Genomic DNA, 14,080 nt, shown 5'->3' on the forward strand with positions numbered 1-14,080 from the left:
TCGACGCTGGTATTGAGCCGGAGTCAAGGGACGCACTGCGGGGTTGGTTGGTGTTTCCCGGTTTTGAATTTTCTCTGAGAAAGGAGGCCTGGTAATGCAGTTGGGTATGATCGGACTGGGGCGGATGGGCGCCAACATGGCGCAACGCCTGATAAGAGGAGGACACACCTGTGTGGTCTATGATGTGCAGGCAGCAGCGGTTGCGGAGCTCGCGCGGCAGGGTGCGACTGGATCGGATTCACTGGAGGATTTCGTTTCCCGGCTGGCGGCGCCACGGGTAATCTGGCTCATGCTGCCAGCTGCGATCGTTGACCAGGCGTTGGCGAAGCTGGTGGATTTGCTGGATGCAGGCGATATCGTTATCGATGGCGGCAATAGCCACTATCGCGATGATATTCAGCGTGGTGCCGCGTTGCAGCCACGTGGCATTCATTACGTGGATGTCGGGACCAGCGGCGGTGTCGCCGGTCTCGAGCGTGGTTATTGTCTGATGGTCGGCGGTGAAAAAACGGTGGTCGAATCGCTCGCCCCGATTTTTGCCACGTTGGCGCCCGGCGTTTCGGCTGCCCCACGTACACCGGGCCGCTCGCCTGGCAGAGGCACTGCCGAGCAGGGTTTCCTGCATTGTGGGCCGCTGGGTGCCGGGCATTTCGTCAAGATGATACACAATGGTATCGAGTACGGCCTGATGGCTGCCTATGCCGAAGGCATGAATATTCTGCAAAGCGCCGACGCCGGCAAGCGGTCGCGAGCGGCTGACGCCGAGACTGCGCCGATGCGTAACCCAGAGTATTACCAGTATGATTTCGATTTATCCGAGATCGCGGAAGTCTGGCGCCGTGGGAGTGTCATCGGTTCGTGGCTATTGGATCTGACGGCAAGCGCATTGCTTGATAATCCCCAGCTGGAAAACTACATCGGGCGTGTGTCCGATTCGGGCGAGGGGCGCTGGACGATTGCGGCAGCGATCGACGTGAGTGTGCCGGTGCCAGTGATTAGTGCAGCGTTGTATGGGCGGTTTGAATCCCAGGGCGAGGCGGATTACGCTGACCGGCTGCTGTCGGCTATGCGCAAGCAGTTTGGTGGGCATGGCGAGCAGCGGGAGAGTGAGGATGGCTGAGGTACAGGAGTTTACCGGGCAGTCCGATGCGCTGGTGTTGTTCGGCGTGACCGGGGATCTGGCGTACAAGAAAATTTTTCCGGCACTTTATGCATTGGCAAAACGAGGCAGCCTCGATCTGCCGGTAATCGGTGTTGCAGCCTCTCCCTGGCGGCTTGAACAACTGCACCAGCGGGTAATAGACAGCATCCAGCAATTCGGTGGCATCGATGACCAGCGGGCGCTTGATCATCTGCTTGCGCTGCTCGGCTATGTGAGCGGTGACTATAATGATCGGAATACCTTCAAAGCACTGAAAAAAGCTTTGGGTCCTGCGCAAAACCCGACGCACTATCTGGCGATTCCTCCCGTGCTGTTTGCCACAGTTATTCAGGGGCTGAGTGCAACCGATCTGACCGAAGGGGCGCGTATCATCGTCGAAAAGCCATTCGGGCGCGATCTGGCCTCCGCTTGCGAGTTGAACCGAATCGCGGCTTCAGCTTTTCCGGAAACGTCGATCTTTCGCATCGACCATTTTCTCGGAAAAGAAGCGATCATGAATATCCTCTATTTCCGTTTCGCCAATTCCTTTCTGGAACCGATCTGGAACCGCAATTGCATCGCCAGTGTCCAGATTACCTTGGCCGAGAATTTCGGTGTGGAGGGACGTGGCGGGTTCTATGAGGCGACTGGCTGTCTGCGCGACGTGATTCAGAATCATTTGTTTCAGATCGTCGCGCTGCTTGCAATGGAGCCGCCTGCTTACCGGGGCTATGAGGCTGTCCATGACGAAGGCAGTAAGGTTTTCCGGGCCATGCGTCCACTCGGACCGGACGATGTTGTGCGCGGCCAATATACCGGTTATCGTGATGAACCCGGCGTGGCGAAGCATTCCGATGTCGAGACTTACTGTGCATTGCGGCTTTTTATCGACTCGTGGCGTTGGGAAGGCGTGCCATGGTATTTGCGTTCCGGAAAATACCTGGCCGAAACGGTAACCGAGGTGCTGGTCCAGCTCAAGCCCCCGCCGCAAAGATTGTTCGCGGATTCGGCCGCAGTGGACTGCGTGGGTAATTATATACGCTTCCGGCTTTCGCCCAATTCCGCCATTGCGCTGGCTGCACGCGTCAAGCGAGCCGGGAAGGAGTTCGTGGGCGATCAGCGGGAGCTTTATCTGTGCGAGGAATGGCCGGGCAAGGAAGCGCCCTATGAACGGTTGCTGGGCGATGCGCTGAGGGGTGACAGCGCACTGTTTACGCGTAAGGACGCAGTGGAGGCTGCCTGGGCGGTTGTGGATCCTGTATTAGCGATGCATCAGCCGGTCCATCGCTATGAACCCAGCAGTTGGGGGCCCGAAGAGGCCGATGTACTCATCGTCGAGAATGGCTGCTGGCTCAATCCGGGGCGAGAAGGTCATGACGGATGACGCCATGACAGGGCAAAGGCAGATCAATTGATGATTGTTGCTTGACTGGCGCAGTCGCATCGCAAGTGATGGTTACTGTTTTGATTGACTACTGAAACTTAAAAACCGAAAGGAAAGCATGATGAAAATTCAGGTTAATACCGATAAAAATATCGCAGGCAACGAGGAACTGGTCGGGCAGATTGAAGCGGCGGTGGAAAGCAATCTGCGCCATTTTCGTGACCAGATTACCCGCGTGGAAGTGCATTTCAGTGACGAGAACAGCCATAAGAGCGGCAAGCCTGACAAGCGTTGCTTGATGGAAGCCCGGCTTGAGGGTCGGCAGCCGGTGGCAGTCACCCATCTGGCTGACACCGTGGGCGAGGCGGTTGGTGGTGCGGCCAAGAAGATGAAAGCCTCTCTTGATAGTGCACTGGGGAAACTGGGCAAGTATTGATTCGGAAATATGCCGCTGAATATATCTGGGGTGCATTGCATGCACCCCACTGAAACTGAAAAGTATTCAGAGGCATATCCAGAAAAAACCGGGCATGGCATTGCGTATGGATGCTGTGCAGCGAGGCTGTCTGCTGATGCCTGGTTTTTTGCTCGTGAGTTTCATATGCGCTGACTCGTTCTATACTGGGGCTGCGGCGGTTGCCTTGTTCGGTGGGCTGGCTGAGCAACCGGACCCGCATGTCCATGCGTGCGCTTATTGCTGTTACTGGTTTTCGGATTGATCTTTTTCCTCTTCTTTCGTAACCGGACTGCGCAACTCGTAGCCTTCTTCCTTGGCTTTGTAGCCGCCATAAGCACCGCCGCCACCGGCTGCGAGCATCCAGCAGCCGGATAGCACAGGAACCACAATCAGAATCGCCAGGTAGCGTAAAATTTTTGTTTGCATGGTGGTCTCCAATCAAAATGCATGCATGAAAAAGTAAGGGCGTGAATCATTTTATCCTGCTTCCCGCAATAGATCTGCAGAATAACCATCATAATCCAATAACCAGCCAGTTGATGTACATTGTGATCGCGCAATGTTATTTCCCTTGCCGAGAATGGTTTGAAAGCATATTCCAATTTTGTTGTATTGGGTGTGCTGGCGAACAGACGAACGGAATCAAACCAATATAATTGCAGTCGTCAAGTTTGAATGGCGGCAATTTGCTATAGAACAACTGGACTTGGTTGCTCAGGGCAAGGACGGGCTGGCGGTGATACGGTAGGGTGATTGTATTTCAGGAGATTGCCGCGCTGTCAGTGGCCCGATGAGCATGCAACGGAGAAACTCTGGGAGGATATGATGCCCGAGGAAAAAATAGTCATTACTCGATGGGTCAAGCAGCATGCTGCTACGTTTGCGCCCTTAGGCGTTAAAACGGTGGACAAGGCTATTTCCGGGAATGAAAGGATTCCGGCAAAAAAAATGGCGGTATGGCAAGGGCGGCCGCGAAGTCTCCAGCGGGCATAGTGCCTGTTGTCAGCCAGTTGTTGCGTGTTGTTGAGGGCCGTTCTTGAAGAGCAATCCTTTTGTCGTGCGCCAATGGTAGATCGCTCTGTGCGCGCATCAAAACCTGCTCTGTGGGCAGGCAGCCGGGGAGGTTTGATTGTTTTTGCTCGAAGACTGGATTGCCTATGTTTATGAGCCGACAGGTTGGCTCATTATGGCGGGATTCGGTTGACGTGAAACCTTCATGATGTTATCCATGATAGCTCTCAAATAAATGGAGGTTTCATGAAAACGACACAGCAATTGCATGACCTCGGTCAGCGCCTTTGGCTCGATAACATTACGCGCGAGCTGTTGGCGAGCGGCACATTGAATCGCTACATTGGCGAGCTGGCTGTGACGGGGCTTACATCCAACCCTACAATTTTCGATAAAGCGATCGGTGAGGGCGATTGCTATGATGCGGCTATCCAGCAAAAAACGGCCGCTGGTCAATCGGGCGAAGCGCTGTTCCTGGAATTGGCATTGGAGGACTTGACCGAGGCTGCTGATCTTTTCCGGCCAATTCACGATGCCAGTGGCGGAATGGATGGCTGGGTGTCGCTGGAAGTTTCTCCGCTGCTGGTGAATGATACGGCTGCCACCATTGCGGCCGCCAAGAAGCTGTACGAGCACGCGCAACGGCCGAATTTGTTTATCAAGATTCCAGGTACGCGCGCGGGCATTCCGGCAATCGAAGAAGCGATCTTTGCCGGCGTGCCGGTCAACGTTACGTTGCTGTTCTCGAAAGCACATTACCTGGCTGCTGCTGAAGCCTATCTGCGTGGCATTGAAAGGCGGGTTGCTGCCGGACTGGATCCAAAGATCGCTTCGGTCGCATCGGTTTTTATTAGCCGTTGGGATGTCGCAGTCAAAGATAAAGTGCCTGCGGCACTACACAATCAACTCGGCATCGCAGTTGCCAAGCAGACCTATCAGGCTTATCGCGAATTACTGGCTTCGCCACGCTGGCAGGCACTTGTCAGCGCGGGTGCGTGGCCGCAGCGCGTGCTCTGGGCCAGCACCGGCACCAAAGATCCGGATGCCCCTGAAACGCTCTATATCGATGCGCTCGCCGCGCCGGATACCATCAATACCGTTCCTGAAAAGACATTGCTCGCTTTCGCTGAGCATGGAAAAGTGGTGGGCGAATTACCGGTTGACGGGGGCGATGCTGAGAATGTCCTCGCAGAGTTTGACAAGGCCGGGGTGAATGTCGAGCAGCTCGCTGCAGTCCTTCAGCATGAAGGCGCGCAGTCATTTGCCAACTCCTGGCATAATCTGCTGGACCGGATTGCTTCGAAAAGTGCCGGGCTGTAAAGGATCTATCTAATCATAGTGCGTAAGGATGTCCAGCGCATAGCTTCTTCCGGTAAGGTAATCTTCGATGCATTGCATGACCATTGGGCTGCGATGAGATGCCTGTTTGGTGCGGACTTCCTCGAGGCTGAACCAGGTTGCCCGGATGATGCCAGTATCAAGTTCCCGTTCTGGGTCAAAGCTCGTCACCCGGCCGGAAAAAGTGAAGCGCAGATAAGTTGTGTCATTATGTGGCGCGTGCCAGTGATAAATGCCTGTCAATGCTTCAGGCAAGAATGTGTGGCCTGTTTCTTCGAGTACTTCGCGACTGCACGCATGAAGGATAGATTCTCCTGGTTCTAAATGGCCAGCTGGCTGGTTGAGCTTGATATCAGCCCCATTCGGTGTTTCCTCTACCAATAAATATTTGCCATTTTGTTCGATAACGGCAGCGACCGTGACGTTGGGTTTCCAGATCATAATGCGAGACGGGCAATAAGGTTGATACAGTTCAGGGGTAAAATATAAAGGCCTGGCAACGGTAAGCCTTAAGCATCAGCGCAATGCGCTGATGCCGTGATGCTAGTACTCCGTTCCGCCAAACCGCTTACATGAAATCGCGCCTTCGCCTGTCATGCGTTGTTGCAAATCCTCGCCATAGCTACGGCTATGACTGCGGTTTGCGCCTAGCCTGGCAGGCGAATCCATCGATTTCATTTGTAAGCTAATTGACGGTACGGATTACTAGGAGGCAATCCGAGAATAGATTGATCTACTGCGGACGAGCCTGATTGGCCGGATTTTACGATCCTATTTCGTTAAATAGAACGACTATTCGCCTCAAATGATCGAAAAATCCAACTCAACCAGCCTCGCCCTCGCTACGATCGCTATTCTCGGACAGCCTCCTAGATTCTATAATGAAACGGGAGAAAAAAGATCATGATTTCATCCAGTTTGAAAAAGGTGGCTGGTGCCTTGGTCTCGGGGGGGGTGCTCGTCGCTGCTCTGGGCGGAAGCATGACAGGCTGTAGCCCCACGCCTTATCGTCCACCCGTGCCACGTATGCAAGCCGATCCTGATTTTCTCCAGATTCCTCGTGCTGTTAAAAAAGCTGATCAAGCGGAACATGTTGCGCGAGTCAACTCCAGCGCCATTGAGAAGATCGATCCTCTAAAAGTCACCAGACCAGCCACTTATCGTCCTTATCAGGGCAATCAATTGGATTTGTCAGCATACGGCGAGGCACTCTACAAGGATGCTCGGCTGAGTACCAATGGACTGTCGTGCAGTCATTGTCATGAGGGGGGCGATAGGTTTGCACCGGGATTCGCGCAGCCCTATCCGCATTTTGTGGCCATGGCCAGGGAGCATGCTGGATTGAACCGGATCCATCTGGACGAAATGATCCAGCTTTGCATGATGGTTTCCATGGCCGCTAAGCCGCTGATATGGAATTCGAGAAAGCTGGCGGCGTTGACTTTGTATACCACGGCAGTCCAGCAGAAATTTCGTGAAAATCCGGCTGCAGTCAAACGATCATCTCCGTAGCGTCCTGGTGGGAGGCTTTGCTCTGCAAGCTTTATTGAGACTACCTGATGCGCTGATTTGCGCACTAGGCCATTACTATTTAGTGAGGGTGCGATTTTCACCGAACGTGGACGGTTATAAACCGTCATAATAATGGTCTCTAATAATTAAAATCAGGGTGCTGTCCTATGCATGTTTCGATCATTATTCCCGCCTTCAATGAAGAACGCTTGATTGGACAATGTCTCCAATCCGTTGCCGATGCCATGGCTGCGAACCAATCGTATGGCTATAGTCATGAGGTGATTGTGGTGGACAATAATTCGACCGATGACACGGCTTGCTTGGCCAAGCAAGCGGGCGCTCGGGTTGTATTTGAACCGATCAATCAGATTGCGCGCGCCAGAGCAGCGGGTGCAGCGGCCGCAACAGGAGATTGGTTTATATTTCTGGATGCGGATTGCCTGTTGAATGCGGGGCTGGTCGGCGATATCTTTAGTTTGATCGAACAAGGTGAACATGTCGGGGCGGGCAGTACGCTCTATATGCCCAACTTGCCTTGGTGGATGGTGGTGTTGTTGCGAATCTGGACGGCCTTGTCGGTAAAATTCAGCTGGGCGGCAGGTGCTCTGATTGCATGTGATGCCGCGGTATTCCGGGAAGTGGGCGGATTCAATCAAGCGCTCTATGCAGCGGAGGAAGTGGATCTAAGCCAAAAGCTCAAGAAATGGGGGCGCGCACGCAAATTGGGTTTTACTATCCTGACCGATCATCCGCTTGAGACATCACCCAGAAAAGTTCAGCTTTATAGTTCGTGGGAGATTGCTGGCCAGTTTTTACGCTTGATACTGCACCCGTTCCGAACGCTGCAAAGCAAAGAGCGATTGTCGATGTGGTATGACGGCAGGCGCTAGCCTAGGAGGCTGTCCGAGAATAGCGATCGTAGCGAGGGCGAGGCTGGTTGAGTTGGATTTTTCGATCATTTGAGGCGAATAGTCGTTCTATTTAACGAAATAGGATCGTAAAATCCGGCCAATCAGGCTCGTCCGCAGTAGATCAGTCTATTCTCGGACAGCCTCCTAGATAGCACGGAGCTGGTGAGCGCTGCTGTGCGCATCGACAAGTATCCCGAAGCGTGGTGCGCAACGATGTTGTCATCGTATGTTTCAGGGATTCTGAAAGATGACTTCGCTGAATTTTGCGTGAGGTGTCAGCACCTGCATTTTATCAAGCAGGATCAGCTCGATTTGACGCGCTCCGGTTTCCGTCTCCAGCAATAAAAACTCCTGTTTTTCTGCATTAGTCACGATGTCTTTCGCTTTGCCGGTTACAACGGATTGGTCTTTCAGGAATAGTTTGACCTGGTAGCCATACATGCAGACAACTTCGATGTAGTCATGCAGCTCGCAGGAGATGAGGGAATGAGTCATGGTAGTTCCAGCTATGTATTTTAATGGCAGTCAATTCTAGCTTAATCGCGCGCGCAGGTTGTTGGTTATCTGTCGATGTTTCCTGAGCGTTGAGCCGGGTGCTGATCAAACCGGTTCGCTTGCAGGCTGGCATCAAGCTGGCGTAAACGTTCCGGTGTGCCGATATCCATCCAGATCCCTGAATAATAGGTGCCTTTGACTTTGCCAGTAGCGATGGCTGCATGCAATAAAGGCGCAAGTTTGACGGCCTGGCCGGGTGTGACATGTTTGAAAAGTGCCGGGTGATAAACCCCTATGCCGCTGAAAGTGAGCTTCCGGCAGCCCGTCCGGATTGGTGGCACTAATGCTTCCTTATCGGCATCCCAGCAAAAGTCACCTTCTGGGTGATGTGGGGGATTGTCGACCAATACCAAGTGCGCAAGCGTGCGCCCCGCTTCTTCCTGGATACGCTGCAATATCGAGCGTAATCCGGATAATTCCATTTGGCAGAAGATGTCGGCGTTGATGACCACAAAGGGGCGGCGCATGCTGTCATCCGTCAATAACGGCAATGCCTTGGCAATTCCGCCTGCCGTTTCCAGTACGCCTTGTTCAGCCGAATAAAGGATCTGGATATCATAACGTTCACCGTTGCCTAGTGCCGCTTCTATTTGCTCGCCCAAGTAAGCATGGTTGATTACGATTGTCGAGAAGCCAGCCTGCGCGAGTCTCGTCAGATGATATTCAATCAACATTTTGCCGCCGGCCCGCAGCAAGGGCTTGGGGTATGTGTCGGTAAGCGGCCGCATGCGTTCCCCGCGTCCTGCTGCCAGTAGCATGGCTTTGTACATGATGTCGATAGGTCTGGTCAGAATGTATAGCCGGCTGCGGGTGCGTGGTTCTGGCATTGGTCCAGTAATACGAGCAATGGATGAAGTGCGCGGTAACGTTTGCAGGTCTGCCGAAGATGGTGCATGACCGCTGGCATGTCTTGCAGATAAGCGCTTTTCTGATCTCTATAGTAGAGGCGTGCAAAAATGCCCAGCACCTTGAGGTGGCGTTGCACGCCCATCCACTCGAAGTCCTGGTAAAAGCTGGAAAAATCGCTGCTGACTGGCAGCTCCGCTTGACGGGCGCGCTCCCAGTAACGGATTGCCCAATCCAGCACCTGCGCTTCGTCCCACTGAATATAGGCGTCCTTTAGCAGGGAGACCAGGTCATAGGTGATGGGGCCAAAGACTGCGTCCTGGAAGTCGATAATACCTGGATTGGGTGTCGAGACCATCAGGTTGCGGCTGTGGAAATCACGATGAACAAAAACACGGGGTTGGGCAAGGTTATTGTCCAGTAATAAGGCAAAAACCCTGGTTAAGCCAGCCTTCTGATCATCGTTGAGGCAGAACTGTAGATGTTTTGCAAGATACCAGTCGGGAAAGAGGCTTAATTCCTGGGTAAGCAATGTCCGGTTGTATTCGGGAAAAAGGTTTGCCTGACTGGCCTTTTGGATATTGATCAAAGCATCGATTGCTGCCAGATAGAGCTCGTTGGCGATGGCGGGATTGATGGTCAATGCTTGTAAGAAAGTTGTGTTGCCGAGATCGGAAAGCAGCAAAAAACCGCGTTCGATATCTTGAGCCAATACCTGAGGCACATGTACCGCTGCCCGGGAAAAGATTTCGGCCGCATGCACGAACGGCGTGCAATCTTCCAGTGGTGGTGGCGCGTCCATGGCGATCAGCGTTTGCTGGTCCAACGTGACCCGGAAATAACGCCGAAAGCTTGCATCTGCCGAAGCAGGCGACAGGCTAAAAGGCCGATCGGGATAAATATTGTGTAGCCAGCTTTCCAGAAGTTGTAAACGATCCATTGGTGTCAGATATTAGAGTGGAAACTTGAGTTTTTGCCCAGGGTGCCGCTTTTTATGAGAGAACCTAGGAGGCTGTCCGAGAATAGCGATCGTAGCGAGGGCGAGGCTGGTTGAGTTGGATTTTTCGATCATTTGAGGCGAATAGTCGTTCTATTTAACGAAAAGGATCGAAAAATCCGGCCAATCAGACTCGTCCGCAGTAGATCAGCCTATTCTCGGACAGCCTCCTAGCCGCTATCCCTTGAGCGATGGCGTGATTAATGTTTGCCTGATATTTGAAAATATGAGATTTTATCCCGGAAGTTGGATTAACTTTCAAATTTAATGGAGAAATCGAATGCTGAATAAAAACGTACTGGATGAAATAGGCGGTAAGGTCAATGAAATTCTGGCTCATAGTCCTGCCAAAGATATCGAGAGGAATATGCGCACCATGCTGTCCGGCGTATTTTCCAGGCTGGATTTGGTGACGCGCGAGGAATTCGAGGTGCAGCAAGAAGTGATTAAGCGAACCCGTATCAAACTGACAGAGCTGGAGGCCAAAGTACAGATGCTGGAGAGTCAACTGCAGCAGCCGGTATCGGGTGGTGATTTAGTGGATGTGGGCGAACCGAAGTAAAGTGTGCCGATGCGGTATGCAAGACGCGTGACGTGGAATGTGCGCATATCGCAGCAAATAAACTTGTTCGTGATTTTCATCCTTCATGTCGCTGGCTATTCTTTATAGCCGGGCATTGTCAGGCATGGATGCGCCGCTGGTAAGCGTTGAGGTGCATCTTTCCAACGGTCTTCCAAGCTTTACCATTGTCGGCCTTCCGGAAACAGAGGTTAGGGAGAGTAAGGATAGGGTGCGCGCTGCTTTGCAGAATGCGCGTTTTAAATTCCCGATCCAGCGAATTATCGTGAATCTTGCGCCGGCCGATTTGCCGAAAGAGAGCGGCCGTTTCGATTTGCCCATCGCGCTGGGCATATTGGCGGCAAGCGGCCAAATTCCATCCAGTCAACTGAATCAGTATGAGTGGGTGGGAGAATTGTCATTGAATGGCCAATTGCGGCCCATCCGGGGTGCGCTGGCCATGACCCATGGCGCTTCCCTGACGGGCCGCAGCTTCGTTCTGCCACAGCAGAATGCCAGTGAAGCAGCCTTGGTCAAAGGCATTGTCGTCTATCCCGTCAGCTCACTGCTGCAGATCTGTGCGCATTTGCTCGGCCAGCAGCCGCTGCAGCCATGCGATGGAGAGCCGGCGGTAGCAAATGAAAATGAAATGCGCTATCCCGATATGGGGGATGTCAAGGGACAGGCACAAGCCAAGCGCGCGCTGGAAATTGCCGCTGCAGGCGGACATAGTCTGCTCATGATCGGTCCGCCGGGAACCGGAAAATCCATGCTTGCCAAGCGTATGCCAGGCATTCTCCCTTCCATGACCGAGCAGGAGGCGCTGGAGTCAGCCGCGATTCAATCTTTGGGCGGTGGCCGCTTCGATCTGGCAAATTGGAAACGGCGTCCCTTCCGGGCGCCGCACCACACCGCCTCTGCCGTGGCATTGGTAGGAGGTGGCAGCATTCCGCGCCCGGGCGAGATTTCACTGGCCATGCACGGTATCTTGTTTTTGGACGAATTGCCTGAATTCGAACGGCGCGTGCTGGAGGTGTTGCGCGAACCCCTCGAATCTGGGCACATAACAATTTCCCGCGCCGCGCAACGAGCGGATTTTCCGGCAAAATTCCAATTGATAGCGGCGATGAATCCATGCCCTTGTGGTTATCTGGGCCACTACGCTGGAAAATGCCGCTGTACACCGGATCAAATCGCGCGTTACCGCGGGAAGCTATCAGGCCCATTGCTGGACCGAATCGATATTCAGATTGAAGTGCCTGCTCTGCCACAGCAGGACATGCTGCGCCCGCAGCGCAGTGAAGCCAGTCATGTGATCCGTTCGCGCGTGGAGCTTGCGCGGCAGCATCAGCTTGCCCGACAAAACAAGCCGAATGCAGAGCTGGCTGTCCAGGAAATTGAAACTTATTGCGCGCTGACAAAAGAAGGCTCGAATTTGCTCGAACAAGCAATGACACGCTTGAATATTTCTGCGCGCGCTTTTCATCGCATATTGAAACTTGCGCGCACCATTTCGGATCTGTCAGGCAATGACGCAATACTCGGTGCTCATGTGGCCGAGGCTATCCAGTATCGGCGTATGGATAGAAACTGATATGGGGGTAAGGTTTTTCCGGTAAGCCCTGGTTGGGTAGGTCCGATAGCATGTTGGTGCAGATCATGGGCATGACCTTATTGCGCGCCCGGATTGAGGAGGCGATGTTCCCCCAGCGCAATTGCCCAGTCAGATCAATAGTAATCGACCCTTGTGCAATTCTCGAATCGCGTGAATTCACCCAGAAAGGTGAGATCCACTTTGCCGATCGGACCATTGCGCTGTTTGCCGATAATGATCTCGGCAATTCCCTTATCCGGTGTGTCCGGGTTGTATACTTCGTCGCGGTAAATGAACAGAATGACGTCGGCATCCTGCTCGATGGCGCCTGATTCGCGCAGATCCGACATGACTGGACGCTTGTTGGGGCGTTGCTCAAGGCTGCGGTTCAATTGCGAGAGGGCAATGACGGGCACTTGCAGTTCTTTGGCCAGTGCTTTCAGTGAACGTGAAATCTCAGAAATCTCGGCAGTGCGATTTTCACTGTGGGAGGCTGCTGACATCAACTGCAAGTAGTCGATAATAATTAATCCCAGTCCGCCGTGTTGTCTGTATAAGCGCCGTGCGCGGGCGCGCAATTCCAGAGAGTTCAAGGCTGCGGTTTCATCAATAAAAATTGGCGCATCATTCAGTTTGCCGAGCGCATGAGTGAGTCTGGGCCAGTCTTCATCCTCCAGGCGGCCGGTGCGAACCTTGTGTTGGTCCAGTCGTCCAATCGAACCCAGCATGCGCATGGCTAATTGTGTCCCGCTCATTTCCATGCTGAATACAGCAACTGGCTTGTTAACTTCTAGCGCAACATGCTCTCCGATGTTGAGTGCAAAGGTGGTTTTCCCCATCGAGGGCCTGCCCGCAACAATGATGAGATCGCCAGCCTGAAATCCCGAGGTTTTCTGATCCAGATCGTGGAAGCCTGAAGCAATGCCGGTGATATCGTCACTATTGTCCCGGTTGTAGAGCATCTCGATGCGTTCCACGACTTGTTTCAGAAGTGGTTGGATGTCTACAAATCCCTGCTTGCCCTGTGCGCTTTGCTCGGCGATTTCGAATATTCTGCTCTCTGCTTCATCCAGGAGATCTTCGGCGGATCGTCCTGCTGGATTGAAGGTCGAATCGGTAATTTGTGCGCTGATTTGGGCGAGCTTGCGCATGATCGAGCGTTCACGCACGATTTCTGCGTAGCGGCGAATATTGGCAGCCGAAGGGGTATTTTGAGCGATGGCGCCGATATAGGCCAGCCCGCCGACATGATTCAATTTGGCGGTGTTTTCAAGTGACTCTGCGACAGTGATGACATCTGCAGGTTTGTTTTGCTCAATGAGACGGCAAATGTGCTGGTAAATAAGTTGGTGGTCTTGTCGATAAAAATCAAGATCGGTAATAATGTCCGCCACTTTATCCCATGCATGATTATCTAGCATTAGACCGCCCAGAACAGATTGCTCTGCTTCGAGCGAATGAGGGGGCAGCTTGTAGGTGTCCCGGGAAATGTCGTGTGGGGGATTGGCGGTTGACTGATTCATAGACATCGACAGCTTCGTAAAAAACAAGGAGGCCTATTATCCTGGAATTCTCGGCAGACCGCTATTCTATATGGCTAAAGCGTTGTTAATAAACAAGTAAAATTTCTATTGGGTGTGCGCGTGATGGGTGTTACCGTTGCGAGCCGGGTGCGCAGTATTTAAACTCAAAACCTCGGAACCAGGCGTTCTTGTCCCGCCGTGTGGTTTGGAGAGCAAGCGTGCCAGTCCGGTCCAGTCGAGTAGGCTTAA

At 53.0% G+C, this 14,080-nt stretch carries 14 protein-coding genes; 8 read left to right on the forward strand and 6 right to left on the reverse strand.

Annotation, left to right across the window (positions count from 1 at the left end; translation table 11 throughout):
* The first annotated feature begins 94 nt into the window (after positions 1-94).
* The 3 genes from gnd to ABTW62_RS06070 all read left to right on the forward strand — a co-directional run bounded on the left by gnd (position 95) and on the right by ABTW62_RS06070 (position 2,961).
* Positions 95-1,120: a phosphogluconate dehydrogenase (NAD(+)-dependent, decarboxylating) gene (gnd, locus tag ABTW62_RS06060; RefSeq protein WP_430903695.1), complete on the forward strand. Its 1,026-nt coding sequence runs from the start codon at positions 95-97 to the stop codon at positions 1,118-1,120.
* Entirely contained in the window at positions 1,113-2,525 is a 1,413-nt protein-coding gene (gene zwf / locus ABTW62_RS06065) for a glucose-6-phosphate dehydrogenase (RefSeq protein WP_430903696.1), read from the forward strand. The genes gnd and zwf overlap by 8 nt, the downstream gene beginning before the upstream one ends.
* Before the next feature lie 121 nt (positions 2,526-2,646).
* Positions 2,647-2,961 (forward strand): HPF/RaiA family ribosome-associated protein, encoded by a 315-nt coding sequence (locus ABTW62_RS06070; protein WP_430903697.1) that lies wholly within the window; start codon positions 2,647-2,649, stop codon positions 2,959-2,961.
* Positions 2,962-3,225: 264 nt separating this feature from the next.
* On the opposite strand, the gene ABTW62_RS06075 is transcribed toward ABTW62_RS06070, so the two are convergent.
* A complete protein-coding gene (locus ABTW62_RS06075; protein ID WP_430903698.1) occupies positions 3,226-3,408 on the reverse strand; it encodes a hypothetical protein in 183 nt (60 codons plus the stop codon).
* An 831-nt stretch (positions 3,409-4,239) separates the two neighbouring features.
* Here ABTW62_RS06075 and tal point away from each other — a divergent pair.
* Entirely contained in the window at positions 4,240-5,313 is a 1,074-nt protein-coding gene (gene tal / locus ABTW62_RS06080) for a transaldolase (RefSeq protein WP_430903699.1), read from the forward strand.
* A gap of 9 nt (positions 5,314-5,322) precedes the next feature.
* On the opposite strand, the gene ABTW62_RS06085 is transcribed toward tal, so the two are convergent.
* Positions 5,323-5,772: an NUDIX hydrolase gene (locus ABTW62_RS06085; protein WP_430903700.1), complete on the reverse strand. Its 450-nt coding sequence runs from the start codon at positions 5,770-5,772 to the stop codon at positions 5,323-5,325.
* Positions 5,773-6,234: 462 nt separating this feature from the next.
* Between ABTW62_RS06085 and ABTW62_RS06090 the strand changes: the two genes are divergently transcribed.
* Positions 6,235-6,843, forward strand: a complete 609-nt coding sequence (locus ABTW62_RS06090) for a c-type cytochrome (protein WP_430903701.1) — start codon at positions 6,235-6,237, stop codon at positions 6,841-6,843.
* 167 nt (positions 6,844-7,010) lie between these two features.
* Positions 7,011-7,736: a glycosyltransferase gene (locus ABTW62_RS06095; protein ID WP_430903702.1), complete on the forward strand. Its 726-nt coding sequence runs from the start codon at positions 7,011-7,013 to the stop codon at positions 7,734-7,736.
* Positions 7,737-7,988: 252 nt separating this feature from the next.
* Here ABTW62_RS06095 and ABTW62_RS06100 read toward each other — a convergent pair whose 3' ends face one another.
* From ABTW62_RS06100 to ABTW62_RS06110, 3 genes are all read right to left on the reverse strand, one after another.
* A complete protein-coding gene (locus tag ABTW62_RS06100; RefSeq protein WP_430903703.1) occupies positions 7,989-8,252 on the reverse strand; it encodes a Rho-binding antiterminator in 264 nt (87 codons plus the stop codon).
* Positions 8,253-8,317: 65 nt separating this feature from the next.
* A complete protein-coding gene (murU, locus tag ABTW62_RS06105; RefSeq protein WP_430903710.1) occupies positions 8,318-9,070 on the reverse strand; it encodes an N-acetylmuramate alpha-1-phosphate uridylyltransferase MurU in 753 nt (250 codons plus the stop codon).
* 29 nt (positions 9,071-9,099) lie between these two features.
* Entirely contained in the window at positions 9,100-10,098 is a 999-nt protein-coding gene (locus ABTW62_RS06110) for an aminoglycoside phosphotransferase family protein (protein WP_430903704.1), read from the reverse strand.
* Positions 10,099-10,435: 337 nt separating this feature from the next.
* Between ABTW62_RS06110 and ABTW62_RS06115 the strand changes: the two genes are divergently transcribed.
* Positions 10,436-10,717 carry an accessory factor UbiK family protein gene (locus ABTW62_RS06115; protein ID WP_430903705.1) on the forward strand — a complete coding sequence of 94 codons (282 nt, stop codon included), beginning with the start codon at positions 10,436-10,438 and terminating at the stop codon, positions 10,715-10,717.
* A gap of 85 nt (positions 10,718-10,802) precedes the next feature.
* Positions 10,803-12,308 (forward strand): YifB family Mg chelatase-like AAA ATPase, encoded by a 1,506-nt coding sequence (locus ABTW62_RS06120; RefSeq protein ID WP_430903706.1) that lies wholly within the window; start codon positions 10,803-10,805, stop codon positions 12,306-12,308.
* A 134-nt stretch (positions 12,309-12,442) separates the two neighbouring features.
* Here ABTW62_RS06120 and dnaB read toward each other — a convergent pair whose 3' ends face one another.
* The gene (gene dnaB / locus ABTW62_RS06125) at positions 12,443-13,831 is read right to left on the reverse strand and encodes a replicative DNA helicase (protein WP_430903707.1); all 1,389 of its coding nucleotides are present in this window, start codon (positions 13,829-13,831) and stop codon (positions 12,443-12,445) included.
* Between the last annotated feature and the right edge of the window lie 249 nt (positions 13,832-14,080).

This window comes from Nitrosomonas sp. ANs5 (assembly GCF_050584665.1).
Classification (GTDB): Bacteria; Pseudomonadota; Gammaproteobacteria; order Burkholderiales; family Nitrosomonadaceae; genus Nitrosomonas.

Excerpts from the sequence above, each read along its gene's own strand:
- gnd (WP_430903695.1), top strand. The coding sequence starts at position 95 with ATGCAGTTGGGTATGATCGGACTGGGGCGGATGGGCGCCAACATGGCG.
- zwf (WP_430903696.1), top strand. The coding sequence starts at position 1,113 with ATGGCTGAGGTACAGGAGTTTACCGGGCAGTCCGATGCGCTGGTGTTG.
- ABTW62_RS06070 (WP_430903697.1), top strand. The coding sequence starts at position 2,647 with ATGAAAATTCAGGTTAATACCGATAAAAATATCGCAGGCAACGAGGAA.
- ABTW62_RS06075 (WP_430903698.1), bottom strand. The coding sequence starts at position 3,408 with ATGCAAACAAAAATTTTACGCTACCTGGCGATTCTGATTGTGGTTCCT.
- tal (WP_430903699.1), top strand. The coding sequence starts at position 4,240 with ATGAAAACGACACAGCAATTGCATGACCTCGGTCAGCGCCTTTGGCTC.
- ABTW62_RS06085 (WP_430903700.1), bottom strand. The coding sequence starts at position 5,772 with ATGATCTGGAAACCCAACGTCACGGTCGCTGCCGTTATCGAACAAAAT.
- ABTW62_RS06090 (WP_430903701.1), top strand. The coding sequence starts at position 6,235 with ATGATTTCATCCAGTTTGAAAAAGGTGGCTGGTGCCTTGGTCTCGGGG.
- ABTW62_RS06095 (WP_430903702.1), top strand. The coding sequence starts at position 7,011 with ATGCATGTTTCGATCATTATTCCCGCCTTCAATGAAGAACGCTTGATT.
- ABTW62_RS06100 (WP_430903703.1), bottom strand. The coding sequence starts at position 8,252 with ATGACTCATTCCCTCATCTCCTGCGAGCTGCATGACTACATCGAAGTT.
- murU (WP_430903710.1), bottom strand. The coding sequence starts at position 9,070 with ATGCTACTGGCAGCAGGACGCGGGGAACGCATGCGGCCGCTTACCGAC.
- ABTW62_RS06110 (WP_430903704.1), bottom strand. The coding sequence starts at position 10,098 with ATGGATCGTTTACAACTTCTGGAAAGCTGGCTACACAATATTTATCCC.
- ABTW62_RS06115 (WP_430903705.1), top strand. The coding sequence starts at position 10,436 with ATGCTGAATAAAAACGTACTGGATGAAATAGGCGGTAAGGTCAATGAA.
- ABTW62_RS06120 (WP_430903706.1), top strand. The coding sequence starts at position 10,803 with ATGTCGCTGGCTATTCTTTATAGCCGGGCATTGTCAGGCATGGATGCG.
- dnaB (WP_430903707.1), bottom strand. The coding sequence starts at position 13,831 with ATGAATCAGTCAACCGCCAATCCCCCACACGACATTTCCCGGGACACC.